Origin of the sequence: Erwinia persicina (assembly GCF_014838825.1) — a bacterium.
Classification (GTDB): domain Bacteria; phylum Pseudomonadota; class Gammaproteobacteria; order Enterobacterales; family Enterobacteriaceae; genus Erwinia; species Erwinia persicina_A.
In genome coordinates this window covers 101318-118450 of sequence record NZ_JACYMO010000008.1, presented here as the reverse complement: position 1 = coordinate 118450, position 17133 = coordinate 101318, and the positions used below count along the sequence as shown (strand labels likewise).

The following is a 17133-nucleotide window of genomic DNA, read 5'->3' as shown; positions in this document are numbered from 1 at the left end:
GCACTCTTAAAACATAATTCGCTTGTCACATCAAGTTACACATGACGAAAGCGGTCTCTGCGCGACATTTACTCCCGTTGATGTCATAAATCGGTACACACTATGCGGAATTGGCTCTCTGTGGCTAATCTTAGGGAATAACGCTCTCAGCAACCCACTGGATATCAGGATTCAGCAATGACAAATACTCCACCCTGGTGGCAGAACGGCGTGATTTATCAGATCTATCCCAAGAGTTTTCAGGACACCACCGGCAGCGGTACTGGCGATCTGCCCGGCGTAATCCAGCGGCTGGACTATCTGCAAACGCTGGGCGTTGATGCCATCTGGCTGACGCCATTTTATCTTTCTCCGCAGGTCGATAACGGCTATGACGTGGCCAATTACACCGCCATCGATCCGCAGTTTGGCACCCTCAATGATTTCGATAATCTGGTGGAGGAAACCCACCGGCGCGGGATGCGCATTATTCTGGATATGGTGTTTAACCATACCTCTACTCAGCATCACTGGTTCCATGAGGCGCTGGATCGCGACAGCCCCTATCGCGCTTACTATATCTGGCGCGACGGCGCTCCCGGCCAGCTGCCGAATAACTGGATGTCCAAGTTTGGCGGCAGCGCCTGGCGCTGGCACCCGGAAAGCAGTCAGTACTATATGCATCTGTGGGCACCGGAGCAGGCCGAGCTGAACTGGGAAAATGACAGTGTCCGCGCCGAGCTGAAGCAGGTGGTCAATTTCTGGGCCGACCGGGGCATCGACGGCCTGCGCCTGGATGTGATCAACCTGGTGTCCAAGCAGCAGGATTTTGCCGATGATCCGGGAGGGGATGGTCTGCGGCTGTATACCGATGGTCCGCGTATTCACGAATTTATGCGGGAGATGAGCCGCGAAGTGTTTATTCCGCGTCAGCTGGTGACCGTAGGCGAAATGTCCTCCGCCACGCTGGAGCACTGCCAGCGTTACGGGGCGCTGAGTGGCGAGGAGCTGTCGATGGTGTTCAGCTTCGATCATGTGGAGGTCGATTTTTATCAGGGCCAGAAGTGGACGCTGACGCCGCTCAATCTGGTGGCACTGAAGGAGATATTTACCCACTGGCAGCAGGGGATGCACAACCAGGCGTGGAATGCGCTGTTCTGGTGTAATCATGACCAGCCACGGGTTGTGTCGCGCTGGGGGGATGAGTTTAACTATCGGGTCGAATCCGCCAAGCTGCTGGCCCTGGCCCTGCACGGCATGCAGGGCACCCCCTATATATTCCAGGGGGAAGAGCTGGGAATGACCAATCCGCACTTCACCCGCATTATCGATTACCGCGATATTGAAAGTCACAACATGTACGCGGAGCTGCGTTCTCAGGGCCGCGACAGCGATAACCTGCTGGCGATCCTCGCCAGTAAATCCCGCGATAACGGCCGCACGCCGATGCAGTGGGACGACAGTGAGAACGGCGGATTTACCCAGGGCACACCGTGGATCGGCATGGGCGACAATGTGAGCACCGTGAATGCGGCCGCCGCGCTGGCAGACCCGGACTCCGTCTTTTACTGCTATCAAAAGCTGATCGCGCTGCGTAAACACTACGACATCCTGACCCACGGGGACTACCTTGACCTGCTGCCCGACCATCCGCGCCTGTGGTGTTACTGCCGCCGGATAGCGGGGGAAACGCTGGTGGTGGCGACCAACTTCAGTGGTGAAACGCAGGTCTGGCATCCCCCGGCTTATAGCGGCCACTGGGAAGTGTTAATCAGCAACTATCCGGATACGCACGTCACGCCGGGTGAAGTGATGCTGCGTCCCTGGGAGGCGGTGTGGTGGTATCAGAACACCCTGCGGTAGGGACCGATCGTTTGTTCCGGCCGGCCCGCATCCTGGTTACGAAAACAGCGCAGTAAGATCGTCCGGGCTGAACTGGGCCGGTTCGCTCAGTTCATCATCCAGGATCTCACCGGCCAGATCGGCTTTTTGCTGCTGCATGGCGACGATCTTCTCTTCAATGGTGTTGGCGGCAATCAGCTTGTAGACAAACACCGGTTTATCCTGCCCGAGCCGGTAAGCCCGATCGGTGGCCTGATTTTCTGCCGCCGGGTTCCACCAGGGATCGTAGTGGATCACGGTGTCTGCCGCCGTCAGGTTCAGACCGACGCCCCCGGCCTTCAGGCTGATCAGAAACACTGGCACCTCTCCCTCCTGAAAACGGCGCACGGGTTCGTTGCGATCGCGCGTACTGCCGGTCAGCATCACGTAGGGAATACGTGCTTTCTGTAACTCTTCCGCGATAATGCCGAGCATGGTGGTGAACTGCGAGAAGATCAGAATGCGCCGATCCTCTGCCAGCAGGTCATGCAGCATCTCGCGCAGCAGCGCCAGCTTGGCGGACTGTTTGACCCGTTCGGCACGCGGGTCAGACATCAGGCGCGGATCGCAGCAGATCTGCCGTAATTTCAGCAACGCATCCAGCACCAGAAGATGGCTGCGCCCCGGCCCCTGCTGCTGCATCGCCAGCTGCACCCGATCCTGCATGGCTTCCCGTACCTGGTCGTACAGATCCCGCTGTGCGCCGTCCAGCGGTACGCTGCGGACAATGGTGTTTTTCGGCGGCAGCTCTTTGGCGACTTCCTGCTTGCGGCGGCGCAGCATAAACGGCCGCACGCGTTTTGCCAGCAGGTCGCGCCGTACTTTGTCACCGTTGCGCTCGACCGGAATACGCCAGTTCTGGGTGAAGTCGCGCTCGCTGCCCAGGAAGCCCGGCAGGAGAAAATCAAACTGCGACCACAGCTCGCCAAGATGGTTTTCCAGCGGTGTTCCGGTCAGGCACAGGCGATGGCGCGTCTTCAGAGTGCGGATCACCGAGGCGGCACGCGAAGCGCTGTTCTTCACGTACTGCGCTTCATCAAGGATCAGCATATGGTAGAAGTGTGCCACGAGCTGAGGCTGATCGCGCCACAGCAGCGAATAGGTGGTGATCACCACATCGTACTGCTCCAGCTGGTCGTAAAAATCTTTGCGCTGCGGCCCGGTCAGGGCCAGCACGCGCAGACCGGGCGCAAAGCGCCGGGCTTCGCAGCACCAGTTATGCACCAGGGTGGTCGGCACCACGATTAACGCCGGACGATCCAGCCGCCCGGCCTCTTTTTCCAGCAGCAGATGCGCCAGCGTCTGGATGGTTTTTCCCAGCCCCATATCATCGGCCAGTACGCCCGCCAGCTGATGCTGACGCAGGAACTGCATCCAGTTCACCCCCTGCTGCTGATAGTCACGCAGGGTCGCCTGCAATCCGGCAGGGGGGGCAATGGCCTGAATGCCGCTGTTGCCACTCAGCCGTTCGGCCAGCTGATGAACGGCATTATCACCGTCAAAAATCCAGCGGCTGCGATCGTCCGACTGACTGAGCCGCCCGATGTCCCAAGCTGCCAGCCTGAGCGGCTGCGCGGTGTCAAACAGATCGATCAGATTGCCCACCAGCGGCTTAAGCTGAGCGGCGCGGAACAGCAGGCGCTGATTTTTATCATCGCGCAGTTCAATCTGTTCATCGTCTGCGATCAGGCTAAGATTGCCTGACGTCCAGCGGCGGTCATGCTCGAACAGCTTTGCCAGCAGCGGCTCCAGCCGCACGCGACGGCGGCCAATCTTCATCGCCAGCTCCAGATCGAACCAGCCATCATCCCCCTGGATCGCGCGCCCTTCTATCGCATCCACCTCGGAGACATTCCAGGTAAAATCATCATCCATGCTGATGCGCCAGCCGCGTTTGCGCAGCGCCGGCAGGCCTTTTTTAATAAAGTCGCGCCACTGCGGCGGCGTTACCGGGGCAAAAATAGCCGGGGGCAGCGGTGCGGGGGTGTAGATATGCCCGGCGGGAATGGCGTTCAGCCCGGCCGAGTCAATCTGAGCCAGCCAGGACTGCTCTTCTTCGGTATGACGTTGAACGTGATAACGCAGTCCCGAACGATCACTGAAGCTCTCCGCACGGCTGCCGGCATCCACGCTGACCCCGGCGTAATCAAAGCTGACGGAGGCAAAGTCGAGGCGTTTTTGTCGGTGGCCGTAATGGCCGTAGCCGCTGATAAATTTGGCCCGTGACTGCAGTTGCAGCACCGGAACGGGCGTCGCGCGGATCGTGTCGAGCACCACCGTGACGTCCTGCTGGCGCGGCTGAAGATTAGCCAGCATCAGCGCCGCAACGTGCTTACAGTTATTCTTTACCGCACAGCTGCACTCACCGCTGGCAAGCAGGCGGCCCTGAGGGCGGCTGAAATGCACCATCACGCTGAACGGTTCCGCTTTACGGCCCGGAACCTCACCGGTTAACAGGTTATTCTGCCACTGAACATTCTGTACGCTGGCGACCAGATCGCGCGCGCGCGCAACGGTTCGCGAGCCGAGCCAGCGAATGACCTGTTTTTCGTTATAAGCGACGGACGACATCGGGCAATATCCCTGAGTAACCAGAGCAAAAGAGGGTTCGCTCCACAGCAACCGACAATAGTAGTAATTCCTCAGGGTTGAATGCAACCATCACCGCACGTATGAGCGGCAAAAAATAGCGCTGCGTTCAGAAAGGCAGCAGGAAGCAGGAGGGTTACGCCCTGTTATCCCCTGTGATATTTTGCTTCGCAGTTTATCAACAACTCCGCACATGTATCGGCGCCCTGGCGCTGTTTATCGCCGCGTTGCTCTGCCTGAAACGTTCAACCGTTATCTGAGGGGGGCTGCGGGAAAGATTTTCCACTCTTAAGTTCCATGCGGTAAATCAATAAAACCACCATTATTCTCCGCACAAACACTACATATAGCGTTTACTATAGCCACCGAAACCTACATATAGTTTTCTTCCTTCAGGAGAGCAGCGGTGGCAACTCAGGTAATCAAGCGGGACGGCTGTCAGGTCGCCTTCGATCCAACACGTATTGAGGCAGCGATTCGTGCTGCCGCACAGGCAGCCAGCATTGACGATAATGACTACTGCGCCACCGCCGCCAGCCAGATCAGCGCCCTGCTGACCGCCCGTCCCCGGGTGGATATTGCCGAGGTGCAGCTCGCGGTGGAAAACCAGCTGATGGCGGGATGTTACCCCCAGCTGGCACGCAGCTACATTGAGTATCGTCACGATCGCGACGTCGCCCGCGAGCTGCGTGGTCGTCTGAATCATGAGATCCGTGGTCTGGTTGAGCAGAGCAATCCCGCGCTGCTGAATGAAAATGCCAATAAAGACAGTAAAGTGATCCCGACCCAGCGCGACCTGCTGGCCGGTATTGTGGCTAAACACTATGCCCGTCAGCATATGCTGCCGCGTGATGTGGTCAGCGCCCATGAACGCGGTGAGATCCACTATCACGATCTCGACTACTCTCCGTTCTTTCCGATGTTCAACTGCATGCTGATCGACCTGCGCGGCATGCTGACGCACGGCTTCAAGATGGGCAATGCGGAGATCGAACCGCCGAAGTCGATCTCTACCGCCACCGCCGTCACCGCCCAGATCATCGCGCAGGTTGCCAGCCATATTTACGGCGGGACCACGATTAACCGTATTGACGAGGTGCTGGCACCGTTTGTTGAAGCCAGCCTGGAGAAGCACCGCGCGACCGCACTGCAGTGGCAGATTGCGGATGCTGAAGCCTATGCGCATTCGCGCACTGAAAAAGAGTGTTATGACGCTTTCCAGTCACTGGAATACGAGGTCAACACCCTGCACACCGCCAATGGCCAGACGCCCTTTGTCACCTTCGGTTTTGGCCTGGGTACCCGTTGGTCGGCGCGTCTGGTTCAGCAGTCGATCCTGCGTAACCGTATTGCCGGCTTGGGGAAAAACCATAAAACGGCGGTGTTCCCGAAGCTGGTGTTTGCCATTAAAGCCGGTCTGAACCAGGCGGCGGGCGAGCCTAACTACGACATCAAACAGCTGGCGCTGGAGTGCGCCAGTAAACGTATGTACCCGGATATCCTCAATTACGACCAGGTGGTGAAAGTCACCGGTTCATTTAAAACGCCAATGGGCTGCCGCAGTTTCCTCGGGGTCTATGAGGAGAACGGCGAACAGATCCACGATGGCCGGAACAATATCGGCGTGATCAGCCTGAACCTGCCGCGTATTGCGCTGGAGTCGGAGGGGGATGAGAGGCGCTTCTGGGTTCTGCTTGAGCAGCGCCTGCTGCTGGCGAAAAAAGCGCTGATGACACGTATCGCCAGGCTGGAAAATGTCAAAGCCCGCGTTGCGCCGATCCTCTATATGGAAGGTGCCTGCGGGGTACGCCTGAAGGCCGATGAGCCGGTGGCCTCGATCTTCCGCAACGGCAGAGCCTCCATTTCTTTGGGCTACATCGGCATTCACGAAACGCTGAACGCCCTGAGTGGCGGCAGCGTGCATCCTTATGACGATGAACAACTGCGGGCGAAAGGGCTGCAGATTGTCGCCCGGCTGCGTGAGGCCGTGGAAGCCTGGAAAGAGGAGACCGGCTACGGCTTCAGCCTGTACAGCACCCCCAGCGAAAATCTGTGCGATCGCTTCTGCCGCCTTGATGCCGCCGAGTTTGGTGTGGTGCCGGGTGTGACGGATAAGGGCTATTACACCAACAGCTTCCACCTTGACGTGGAGAAGAAGGTGAACCCATACGATAAAATCGACTTTGAGGCGGGCTACCCGCCGTTAGCCAACGGCGGTTTTATCTGTTACGGCGAATATCCTAATATTCAGCACAACCTGAAGGCGCTGGAAGACGTCTGGGATTACAGCTACAGCCGGGTGCCTTATTACGGTACCAATACGCCGATTGACGAATGCTATGAGTGCGGCTTTACTGGCGAATTCGACTGCACCAGCAAAGGCTTCACCTGCCCGAAATGCGGTAACCACGACAGCACCCGCGTTTCCGTCACCCGTCGGGTATGCGGCTATCTTGGCAGCCCGGATGCCCGCCCCTTTAACGCCGGGAAGCAGGAAGAGGTAAAACGTCGGGTTAAACATCTGCACAACGGCCAGCTGGGATGAACATCCATCAGTACTACCCGGTGGACATCGTTAACGGCCCCGGCACGCGCTGCACGCTGTTTGTGTCTGGCTGCGTGCATGAATGCCCGGGCTGCTATAACAAAAGTACCTGGCGGGTAAACTCCGGGGTGCCGTTTACGCTGGAAATGGAAGAACGGCTGATTGCCGATCTCAACGACACGCGCATTCCGCGCCAGGGGTTGTCGCTGTCCGGCGGCGATCCCCTGCATCCGGCTAATCTCGCCGATGTCGGACGGCTGTTACGCCGGGTGCGCCGTGACTGTGCGGGAAAGGATATCTGGATGTGGACCGGCTATCGGCGGGAGGAGCTGGACGCGCAGCAGCAGCGGGTGGTCACAGAGGTTAACGTACTGATTGACGGGAAATATATCCAGGCGCTCAGAGATCCGGCGCTGCGCTGGCGCGGCAGCAGCAACCAGGTCATTCATCAGCTGCGCTGAGATCAGTCAGCAATAAAGTGCGGGATAAACCTTGAACTGTCTTTGGTGATTGGCCCGTTATCCTCACGAATACCGATACCCGCGGCGCTGTCACCCACAATCCAGCTGCCGATCAGCGTATGGTCATGCCCGAACCGGGGTAACGGCGCACTGGCCTGCCAGATACGGGGTTCATCCGCGTATTCGCCGGGTTCACTGGCCAGCCGTTGCCGGCCATCGCGATCGGCATACATCGTGATGTTCGCCCCTTCGCGCGAGAACAATGGTTTACTGACAAAACCGCGCCACTGAGCGCCCATTTCTTCTGCTAAGCGCCAGCCCGGTTTATCCACTTCCCCGGCAAACCAGGCAGGCAGCAGGTTAGGATGCCCGCGATGCCAGCGCCACAGCAGCGGTAAGATGCCCTTGTTACTGAGCACGGTTTTCCACAGGGGTTCAATCCAGCGTTCGCGGCCCTTGCGCAGTAGCGGACCGTAATCATCACGCAGCATCCACTCCAGCGGGTAAAGCTTGAATGCCTGTTCAATCACCCGGTCGTGCAAGTCCGTGAGCACGCCCCCCACGCCCATGCCCACTTCTTCCAGATAGAGAAAGCGCGTTTCAAGGCCTGCCTGTCTGGCGCAATCTTCAAGATACTGCACCGTGCCGCGATCTTCCGCCGATCCCTGACAGCAGCAAAAATAGAGCGGGTGCTGATTGCGCCAGAGCCCCAGCCGGGCGATCAGCTTTTCCTGCAGGGAATTGAACTGATCGGCATGATGGGGGACCGGCCCCCTGCCCGCGACATCGGTCAGCCACTGCCACTGAAAAAACGCGGCTTCATACAGAGACGTGGGCGTATCGGCATTGTATTCCAGCAGCTTAACCGGCCCCTGCCCTCCCCAGCTGAAGTCCATGCGGCCATAGAGTGAGGGTTCGCGGCGCTGCCAGCTGCGGGCAATGGCCTCCCAGTAGAGGGGCGGGATCGCCAGTGCTGTCAGCAGCTCTTCATCGCCGGTAACGCGATCGACCAAATCGAGGCACATCTGATGCAGCTCTTCCGTTGGCCCCTCAATATCCTGCTCGATCTGACGCAGGGTAAAGCGATAGGCCCGGGTTTCATCCCAGTACACCTCATCATCAATGATATGGAAGTTAAAACCGTAGCGGGCGGCAATAGCGGGAAGATCGCGCCGGGGCGTGCAGGCGATACGTATCATCTTCAGCCCCCTGAACGATGATATGAACTGCCGCCAAACCCGCCGCGTGAGACCGTGCGCCCACTGAACTTGTGGGAGTCAGTATCAGCAGAGGAACGCGTCCAGCGTGCTTCACTGCCCGGCGTCCTCAGCGTCTCACGATCGTTCGGGTCACGATAGAAGGCGCGCCCACCACCGTAGTAACCGCCACCGGAAGAGGAACTCCCCTGGACGTCTTCCTGCGGGCGCTTACCCATAGTGAAACCCGCCAGCCGGGGCAGAAAACGGTGTGTTGCCAGGCTGTAATGACAGTTTCCGAGGCCATAATAGCTCTGACAGGCATAACTGTTATCAAACCCCTGTGAACTGGCATCCAGCTGTTGCTGGGCGGCCTGCTCCTGCACCTCACAGGCCCGGAGGGAATAGCCTGCCTGCGTACACTCATTGCTGCTGGAAAAGATGGTCTGCTCTTCCCCCTTATCCTGGCAGCTGTGGAGCAGTGCCATACCGGTGCCGCCCATAATAACCAGCGTCAGCCATGACGTGGATTTACGCGGCGCGTCATTCAGGGCTGCGCCTTGCGAGAAGGACTTAAATTCCACCGACTTTTGACCGCCCGAACGTGAGCGGCGACGTTTCTTTTTCAAGGTTACTGCTTCCCTGCCTGAAAAGTTTTAGTAGGTCATACAGGCTGCATTAATGATCCCTCCGCCAAGGGAGACCCCGCCGAGAAATAAGCCAACAGCCAGATGGTTATCTTCAATATGCTGGCTGATTTTCGGCAGATAAATACGCGCCAGACCAAACACCAGTAATTGTACGACCAGCGCGACTGCACCCCATAAAACATAATCGAGTAAATTGATGGAGTTAATCGCCACGCTGGCCAGCGGGATAATATAACCTAATAGCGCACCAATGAAACCCAGTGCCGCCGCCAGATTATTCTCTTTAATCAGACGCCATTCGTTATGGGGGGTAATGCGGGTGTAGATAAACAGAAATATCAGCACCATTGCACAACTGGTGAAAAAATAGGAGCCGAAAGCGAGTAACAGATGCAGCGTAGCCATGGGTTCGTCCTGAAGGTGATGGGCAGAGTGAGAATTCATCATAAGGGGCGGTACTGGCAAACGCCAGCAGGCTGCATTTTCTTTACCTTTGTGTGCGCCCTCTTTTCCCAAAAAATCAGTAACCTGTGAATTGAAAAGCCACACCGGGTTGATTTTCAGCATCATTGAACCACACTTATTCCGTTCTCAACGAAAGCTCACAGGAGGAAATATGAGCAAGAAGATTGCGGTGCTGATGACCGATGAATTTGAAGACTCAGAATTTACTTCCCCCGCCGAGGCGTACCGAAATGCCGGCCACGAGGTGATTACCATTGAGACTGAGGCGGGTAAAACCCTGACCGGGAAACAGGGTAAAGCCAGCGTGAAGGTCGATAAAAGTATCGATGACGTTCATCCGGCTGAATTTGATGCCCTGCTGCTGCCGGGCGGTCACTCCCCGGATACGCTGCGCGGTGACGACCGGTTTGTTGAATTTACTAAAGCTTTTGTGGCCCTGGGTAAACCCGTTTTTGCCATCTGCCACGGCCAGCAGCTGCTGATTAGCGCCAATGCGGTACGCGGGCGTAAAATGACCACGGTGAAACCGGTGGTGATTGACCTGAAAAATGCTGGTGCCGATTTTTACGATGAAGAGGTTGTAGTCGATAACGATCGCCTGGTCACCAGCCGCACGCCGGACGATCTGCCCGCCTTTAACCGTGAATCCCTGCGTATTCTGAACGCCGCCTGATCGTCTCCCTGGCCAGCTGCGGCTGGCCTTGCCCCACTTAAGATCCCGCCCAATATGCGCTAAAGTAGCCTCCTCCTTCTTTGTGTGGATTGGGACGCTTTATGTATTCTGCTGCAACTGCCGGCTGGCAACTTTATATTGTGCGTACCGCCAGTGGGATGCTGTACACCGGCATCACGAATGACGTGGCACGACGCTTTGCGCAGCACCAGAGCGGTAAAGGCGCGAAGGCATTACGGGGTAAGGGACCGCTTGAGCTGCTGTTTCACTGTGAGGCAGGGGATCGATCGCTGGCGTCAAAGCTGGAATATCAGGTAAAACAGCTAAAAAAGCCGCAAAAAATAAGGCTGGTTGAACACCAGCCTGTGTCACTTGTTCAGTGGCTTGCGGCGCTCAGAAACGCGTAAACGGCGCAGAGAATTCGATGCGGCCTTCCACGCCGTTAAAGGCATCATCTGCCAGCTTATAAACCTGGAAAGTCGCTTCAGTGCCTTCCCAGCGACAGTCCAGCTGGTGGCGCGCAGCCGGCTCAAACCCATAAGGCCCGAAGTAAGCGGGATCGCCCAGCACCACCACGGCGGCATAGCCGAACTCATTGAGCGTATCCAGCCCTTCATAGACAAGCTGCTTACCGATGCCCTGCCGGCGGACGCATTCATCGACCGCCAGCGGCGCTAATCCCACCCACTGACGATCTTCATCGTTCAGCGTGACCGGGCTGAACGCCGCATAGCCCAGCACCTGGCCCTCATCATCCGTGGCCACCACGCCGAGAGTTAACAATCCGTCTTCACGGAGTTGCTGCACCAGCTCCGCCTCGGCAGAGGTGGGGAAACTGCGGCGCAGCAGGCTGTCGATGCTGGCAGCATCGATACCAATTTCGGAACGAATTAACATGAGACACCTGCGCGATCCGCCGGGGAAATCGCGTCCTTTTTCAGTCCGGCTTCAATAAAGTCAGCCAGTTGCATTAGTCCGATGCGTAACGGCCTCGGCATGGATTCCAGATCGATCGCATCCATCAGGTTTTTCACTTCCAGACCCAGCTCGGTATCACCTTCAATCAGCAGACGACGTTGAAAAAACAGGGTATCCGGGTCCTGTCTGCGGGCGGCGATCAGCACCAGATCGTTGGCATTGCCACGAAACCAGACATCGGCTTCCGCGCGTTCGGCTACCTGAAGTTTGCCCTGCTGCAGCGTCACTGACCAGCACAGTTCGAGATCGCTAACCTCGATTCCCAGCCAGCGCCCTTCCAGGAAATCCAGCTCACCTTCCTCCAGCGCCTGCTGAAACTGCCAGCGTAGCAATACCTGCAGTAGCGGTTTCTTCACGGCAAACGGGGTAAACCGCAGTGGAAGGCGCAGCAATTGCGGTCCGTGGCGGACACAGTGGCTGCGTAGCGGGTTCAACACCATTATCACTCCTTACGAATAAATTTCAGCTATTTTGCCACAACAGCAAAATGCGTCTGACGGCTGGATCAACAAAGTGTGCGAACTATACGAGTTTTATCAGGGATCACGAACCCCATCAATACGCCATTAGCTGCCTTAAATCAAAATTTGTCGCCGCTTTCCTCACTAAACTCATCAACTCTTCTGATTAGTTGGATCGACCCCTATGGAACTTCTCTGCCCGGCCGGAAACCTACCGGCGCTGAAGGCGGCCATCGATAACGGTGCCGATGCGGTGTATATCGGCCTGAAAGATGAAACCAATGCCCGCCACTTTGCGGGCCTGAACTTCACCGACAAACGCCTGCAGGAAGCAGCACGCTACGTTCATCAGCGTAAACGCAAACTGCATGTGGCGATCAACACCTTTGCCCATCCTGATGGCTATGTGCGTTGGCAGCGCGCCGTCGATATGGCCGCACATGCCGGTGCTGATGCTTTAATCCTGGCAGATATTGCCATGCTGGCGTACGCCGCAGAAAAATATCCCCATATTGAACGTCATGTTTCGGTACAAGCCTCCGCGACAAATGCGGCTGCCGTTCGCTTTTACCAGCGTAACTTCGATGTATCACGCGTGGTATTGCCGCGAGTGCTATCGATGCATCAGGTTCGCCAGCTGGCCCGCGATACCACCGTCCCACTGGAGGTCTTTGCCTTCGGCAGTCTGTGCATTATGGCAGAGGGCCGCTGCTACCTCTCTTCTTACCTGACGGGCGAATCCCCCAATACGGTCGGCGCCTGCTCACCGGCCCGTTTTGTTCGCTGGCAGCAGACCCCGGCCGGGCTGGAATCCCGGCTGAATGAGGTGCTGATCGATCGCTATGACGCGGGAGAAAATGCCGGATACCCGACGCTGTGCAAAGGCCGTTATAAGGTCGACAAGGCCCATTATCATGTCCTCGAAGAGCCCACGAGCCTCAATACGCTGGCGCTGCTGCCTGAGCTGATGGCAGCGAATATCGTCTCGGTTAAAATTGAAGGGCGTCAGCGCAGCCCCGCCTATGTTGAACAGGTGGCACGTATCTGGCGTCAGGCCATTGATCGCTGTCACGCTGACCCGCAGAACTTTACCGCACAGCCCCAGTGGATGGCGGCGCTCAGTGCGCTGAGTGAAGGCACACAAACCACGCTCGGTGCGTATCACCGGCAGTGGCAGTAGGAGGCAGGATGAAATATTCACTGGGACCAGTACTGTGGTACTGGCCAAAAGAGACGCTGAACGCTTTTTATCAGTCGGCCGCCGACAGTGATGCTGACATTGTCTACCTGGGAGAGTCGGTGTGCAGTAAACGCCGCGCCACGAAAACCAGCGACTGGCTGAGTATGGCCAGGCAGCTGGCTGATGCCGGGAAGCAGGTGGTGCTCAGTACGCTGGCGCTGGTGCAGTCTCCTTCGGAACTGACCGAGCTGAAGCGCTATGTGGATAACGGCGAATTTCTGATCGAAGCCAATGATGTTGGTGCCGTGACGCTGGCCAGCGAAGCCGGGATTCCCTTCGTCGCCGGGCCTGCGCTTAATGTCTATAATGCTGTCGCACTGAAACTGTTGCTGGACATGGGAATGATGCGCTGGTGCATGCCGGTGGAACTGTCGCGAGACTGGCTGATGCAGTTGATCACTCAGTGTGAAGAACTGGGCATCCGCCAGCGGTTTGAGGTTGAAGTGTTGAGCTATGGTCATCTGCCGCTGGCCCTGTCAGCCCGCTGCTTTACCGCACGTTCAGAAAATCGCAGCAAGGATGAATGTCAGACCTGCTGTATTGACTATCCCCAGGGACGCCGTGTACATACCCAGGAGGATCAGCAGGTGTTTGTTCTGAACGGCATTCAGACCATGAGCGGCAGCTGCTACAACCTGGGTAACGACCTGCCCTCCATGCAGGGACTGGTCGATATTGTGCGTCTTTCACCGCAGGATGCAGGAACACTGTCGGTGATCACCCAGTTCCGCGCTAACGAAGCAGGCCAGATGCCGCTGAAGAGGGATCACCACGCAGACTGTAACGGCTACTGGCGACGGGTAGCAGGGCTGGAGCTGGTCAGCTAAATCACGCTCGCGCCGATCCTGGCGGGGAGGATTTCCGCCGGGATAAATCCCGCTATTATAATAACGGTGGATCAGCCGCCCTGCGGCACCGTTAATTTCAGGAGTGCTGCGAACGGACAACAATACGGACAGCAAATGCCTTAATCTGTCTCTTTTGTACCTGGCGCAGCGTCGGCCGTTAGACAAAGTGAGCAACTATGCCTGATAAAAAAAATGTACCGCTTTCGGTACTGGATCTCGCCCCCATTCCTCAGGGTGCATCGGCGCGCGATGCGTTTCATGCATCACTCTCTCTGGCAAAGCAGTCTGAGACTCTTGGTTTTCACCGCTACTGGCTGGCAGAGCACCACAACATGTCCGGGATTGCCAGCGCGGCCACCTCGGTGCTGATTGGGTATCTGGCAGCGAATACGCAAACCCTGCGCCTGGGTTCGGGCGGGGTGATGCTGCCCAATCATTCCCCGCTGGTGATTGCCGAACAGTTCGGTACCCTGGAGTCGCTCTACCCAGGCCGTATCGATCTGGGTCTGGGCCGCGCACCGGGTTCCGATCAGCGCACCATGCTGGCGCTGCGCCGCCACATGGCGGGACATGTCGATAATTTCCCGTCCGATGTCAGTGAACTCATCCGCTGGTTCGATCACACAGGCGAAGAGATGCCGGTGGTACAGCCGGTGCCTGGAACCGGCCTGAAAATCCCGGTCTGGCTGCTAGGATCCAGCCTGTACAGCGCGCAGCTGGCGGCACAGATGGGCCTGCCGTTTGCCTTCGCTTCCCACTTCGCCCCCGATATGTTGCTACAGGCGCTGCATTTATACCGCGAGCACTTTAAACCCTCTGCGCGGCTGGATAAACCCTATGCGATGGTGTGTGTCAACGTGATCGCCGCTGACAGCGATCGCGATGCGCGCTTCCTGTTTACCTCCATGCAGCAGCAGTTTATCAATCTGCGGCGCGGCAAACCGGGTCCGCTGCCCGCACCAGTGGATAACATGGACAACCTGTGGTCACCGTCAGAACAGTACGGCGTGCAGCAGGCGCTGAGCATGTCGGTGGTGGGTGATAAAGATAAAGTCCGTCAGGGGCTGGCGGCGCTGATGCGTGAAACCCAGGCGGATGAAGTGATGGTCAACGGGCAGATTTTTGATACTCAGGCGCGGCTCTACTCGTTTGAGCTGGCCATGCAGGCCCGTAACGCTTTGTAACCCTGACAGCAGGGCAAAAAAAAACCAGCCCGAAGGCTGGTTTTTTTATGGGGCATCAGTGGTTACGCGTCACGACGACGGGTAGGTGCTGCGCCGCCTTCAGTGCGTGGGCCACGTGAAGGGCCACCCGGACGACGTTCACCGCCACGGTCATTGCTGAAGCGACGACCGCCTTCAGCACCACCGCGTGGGGCTCCACCTTCACGGCCAGCGCCAGCGCCAAAGCCACCGCGTGCAGGGCCGCCCGGACGACGTTCGCCGCCACGGTCGTTGCTGCGTGGCTGTGCATCACCAATCAGCTGCATATTCATCGGTTTGTTCAGAATACGCGTGCGGGTGAAGTGTGACAGAACTTCGCCCGGCATGCCTTTTGGCAGTTCGATAGTGGAGTGCGTACCGAACAGCTTGATGTTACCGATGTAGCGGCTGCTGATGTCGCCTTCGTTAGCGATAGCGCCAACGATGTGACGCACTTCAACACCGTCATCACGGCCTACTTCAATGCGGTACACTTCCATATCACCGACGTCACGACGTTCACGACGTGGACGATCGCCTTCTGCGCGGGGTTCACGTGGTTCACGTGGGCCACGATCCGGACGATCGCTGCGGCCGGCCTGGCGGTCATCACGATCGCGGAACTGGCTGCGCGGACGCTGTGGCGCATCAGCAGGAACGATCAGTGGACGTTCGCCCTGAGCCATTTTCAGCAGTGCTGCGGCCAGCGTTTCGATGTCCAGCTCTTCTTCTGGCTGCATTTTAGCCAGCAGAGCACGGTACTGCTCCAGATCGCTGCTTTCCAGCTGCTGCTGAACTTTAGCAGCAAACTTCGCCAGACGACGCTCACCCAGCAGCTCTGCGTTTGGCAGCTCTACTTCAGGAATGGTCAGCTTCATGGTGCGTTCAATGTTACGCAGCAGACGACGCTCGCGGTTCTCAACGAACAGCAGAGCACGGCCGGCACGACCTGCACGACCGGTACGGCCGATACGGTGAACGTAAGATTCTGCGTCCATCGGGATGTCATAGTTAACCACCAGGCTGATACGCTCAACGTCCAGGCCACGGGCCGCAACGTCGGTGGCGATCAGGATGTCCAGACGACCGTCTTTCAGACGCTCCAGGGTCTGCTCACGCAGTGCCTGGTTCATATCACCGTTCAGTGCAGCACTGTTGTAACCGCTGCGCTCCAGCGCTTCAGCCACTTCCAGCGTTGCGTTTTTAGTCCGCACGAAGATGATCGCAGCATCAAAGTCTTCTGATTCCAGGAAGCGGGTCAGTGCATCCGTTTTACGGCCGTACGCAGTCCAGTAGCTCTGGCTGATGTCCGGACGGGTGGTCATGCTTGACTGGATACGCACTTCCTGCGGATCTTTCATAAAGCGCTTGGTGATACGACGGATCGCTTCTGGCATGGTCGCAGAGAACAGAGCAGTCTGATGATTGTCCGGGATCTGCGCCATAATAGTTTCAACGTCTTCGATGAAGCCCATACGCAGCATTTCATCGGCTTCGTCCAGCACCAGGCCGCGCAGGTTAGACAGATCTAACGTGCCGCGTTTCAGGTGGTCAAGCAGACGACCAGGCGTACCCACAACAACCTGTGGTCCCTGGCGCAGAGCGCGCAGCTGCACGTCATAACGCTGGCCGCCGTAAAGGGCTACCACGTTCAGGCCGCGCATATGTTTAGCGAATTCAGTCATCGCTTCTGCAACCTGCACCGCCAGTTCGCGGGTCGGTGCCAGCACCAGGATCTGAGGTGCTTTTACGGTTGGGTCAATGTTATGTAATAACGGCAGCGAGAAGGCTGCAGTTTTGCCACTCCCGGTCTGCGCCATACCCAGCACGTCACGGCCCGCCAGCAGATGAGGAATACACTCAAGCTGGATTGGGGAAGGCTTCACGTAGCCCATGCCGGTCAGTGATTCGAGGAGGTCGGCGTTCAGGCCAAGGTCAGCAAAAGTAGTTTGGATATCAGTCATG

15 protein-coding genes are annotated in these 17133 nt (G+C 57.5%); 8 read left to right on the top strand and 7 right to left on the bottom strand.

Features of this window, described 5'->3' with window-relative positions; translation table 11 throughout:
* Positions 1 to 177: 177 nt before the first annotated feature.
* Entirely contained in the window at positions 178 to 1842 is a 1665-nt protein-coding gene (gene treC / locus IFU29_RS17515) for an alpha,alpha-phosphotrehalase (protein ID WP_191935050.1), read from the top strand.
* 36 nt (positions 1843 to 1878) lie between these two features.
* On the opposite strand, the gene IFU29_RS17510 is transcribed toward treC, so the two are convergent.
* Positions 1879 to 4431, bottom strand: a complete 2553-nt coding sequence (locus tag IFU29_RS17510) for a DEAD/DEAH box helicase (protein WP_191935049.1) — start codon at positions 4429 to 4431, stop codon at positions 1879 to 1881.
* Between the two features lie 424 nt (positions 4432 to 4855).
* On the opposite strand from IFU29_RS17510, the gene nrdD reads away from it, so the two are divergent.
* Together nrdD and nrdG are read left to right on the top strand one after the other, a co-directional pair.
* Complete coding sequence (nrdD, locus tag IFU29_RS17505) at positions 4856 to 6994, top strand: anaerobic ribonucleoside-triphosphate reductase (protein ID WP_191935048.1); 2139 nt, start codon at positions 4856 to 4858, stop codon at positions 6992 to 6994.
* Positions 6991 to 7455 carry an anaerobic ribonucleoside-triphosphate reductase-activating protein gene (nrdG, locus tag IFU29_RS17500; RefSeq protein ID WP_191935047.1) on the top strand — a complete coding sequence of 155 codons (465 nt, stop codon included), beginning with the start codon at positions 6991 to 6993 and terminating at the stop codon, positions 7453 to 7455. Before nrdD ends, nrdG begins: the two co-directional genes overlap by 4 nt.
* Before the next feature lie 2 nt (positions 7456 to 7457).
* Here the strand turns inward: nrdG and IFU29_RS17495 are convergent, their stop codons facing one another.
* Genes IFU29_RS17495 through IFU29_RS17485 form a run of 3 tightly spaced genes read right to left on the bottom strand, consistent with a single transcriptional unit; the run spans position 7458 to position 9706 of the window.
* Positions 7458 to 8654 carry a glutathionylspermidine synthase family protein gene (locus IFU29_RS17495; RefSeq protein ID WP_191935046.1) on the bottom strand — a complete coding sequence of 399 codons (1197 nt, stop codon included), beginning with the start codon at positions 8652 to 8654 and terminating at the stop codon, positions 7458 to 7460.
* A gap of 2 nt (positions 8655 to 8656) precedes the next feature.
* A complete protein-coding gene (locus IFU29_RS17490) occupies positions 8657 to 9280 on the bottom strand; it encodes a DUF1190 domain-containing protein (protein WP_191935045.1) in 624 nt (207 codons plus the stop codon).
* A 27-nt stretch (positions 9281 to 9307) separates the two neighbouring features.
* Positions 9308 to 9706: a DUF350 domain-containing protein gene (locus IFU29_RS17485; protein ID WP_191935044.1), complete on the bottom strand. Its 399-nt coding sequence runs from the start codon at positions 9704 to 9706 to the stop codon at positions 9308 to 9310.
* Positions 9707 to 9917: 211 nt separating this feature from the next.
* On the opposite strand from IFU29_RS17485, the gene IFU29_RS17480 reads away from it, so the two are divergent.
* Entirely contained in the window at positions 9918 to 10439 is a 522-nt protein-coding gene (locus tag IFU29_RS17480) for a type 1 glutamine amidotransferase domain-containing protein (protein WP_191935043.1), read from the top strand.
* Between the two features lie 101 nt (positions 10440 to 10540).
* The gene (locus IFU29_RS17475; protein ID WP_191935042.1) at positions 10541 to 10846 is read left to right on the top strand and encodes a GIY-YIG nuclease family protein; all 306 of its coding nucleotides are present in this window, start codon (positions 10541 to 10543) and stop codon (positions 10844 to 10846) included.
* Here IFU29_RS17475 and IFU29_RS17470 read toward each other — a convergent pair.
* Together IFU29_RS17470 and ubiT are read right to left on the bottom strand one after the other, a co-directional pair.
* Positions 10833 to 11336: a GNAT family N-acetyltransferase gene (locus IFU29_RS17470; protein ID WP_191935041.1), complete on the bottom strand. Its 504-nt coding sequence runs from the start codon at positions 11334 to 11336 to the stop codon at positions 10833 to 10835. The two genes, IFU29_RS17475 and IFU29_RS17470, sit on opposite strands and share 14 nt — an antisense overlap.
* Positions 11330 to 11854: a ubiquinone anaerobic biosynthesis accessory factor UbiT gene (ubiT, locus tag IFU29_RS17465; protein WP_423244848.1), complete on the bottom strand. Its 525-nt coding sequence runs from the start codon at positions 11852 to 11854 to the stop codon at positions 11330 to 11332. Before ubiT ends, IFU29_RS17470 begins: the two co-directional genes overlap by 7 nt.
* A 208-nt stretch (positions 11855 to 12062) precedes the next feature.
* Between ubiT and ubiU the strand changes: the two genes are divergently transcribed.
* The 3 genes from ubiU to IFU29_RS17450 all read left to right on the top strand — a co-directional run bounded on the left by ubiU (position 12063) and on the right by IFU29_RS17450 (position 15150).
* Positions 12063 to 13058, top strand: a complete 996-nt coding sequence (ubiU, locus tag IFU29_RS17460; protein WP_191935039.1) for a ubiquinone anaerobic biosynthesis protein UbiU — start codon at positions 12063 to 12065, stop codon at positions 13056 to 13058.
* Between the two features lie 8 nt (positions 13059 to 13066).
* On the top strand, positions 13067 to 13945 hold the full coding sequence (locus IFU29_RS17455; protein ID WP_191935038.1) for a U32 family peptidase: 879 nt from the start codon (positions 13067 to 13069) through the stop codon (positions 13943 to 13945).
* A 197-nt stretch (positions 13946 to 14142) separates the two neighbouring features.
* Positions 14143 to 15150 carry a luciferase-like monooxygenase gene (locus tag IFU29_RS17450; RefSeq protein ID WP_191935037.1) on the top strand — a complete coding sequence of 336 codons (1008 nt, stop codon included), beginning with the start codon at positions 14143 to 14145 and terminating at the stop codon, positions 15148 to 15150.
* Positions 15151 to 15212: 62 nt separating this feature from the next.
* Here IFU29_RS17450 and IFU29_RS17445 read toward each other — a convergent pair whose 3' ends face one another.
* The gene (locus tag IFU29_RS17445; protein ID WP_062744448.1) at positions 15213 to 17132 is read right to left on the bottom strand and encodes a DEAD/DEAH family ATP-dependent RNA helicase; all 1920 of its coding nucleotides are present in this window, start codon (positions 17130 to 17132) and stop codon (positions 15213 to 15215) included.
* Position 17133: the final 1 nt, after the last annotated feature.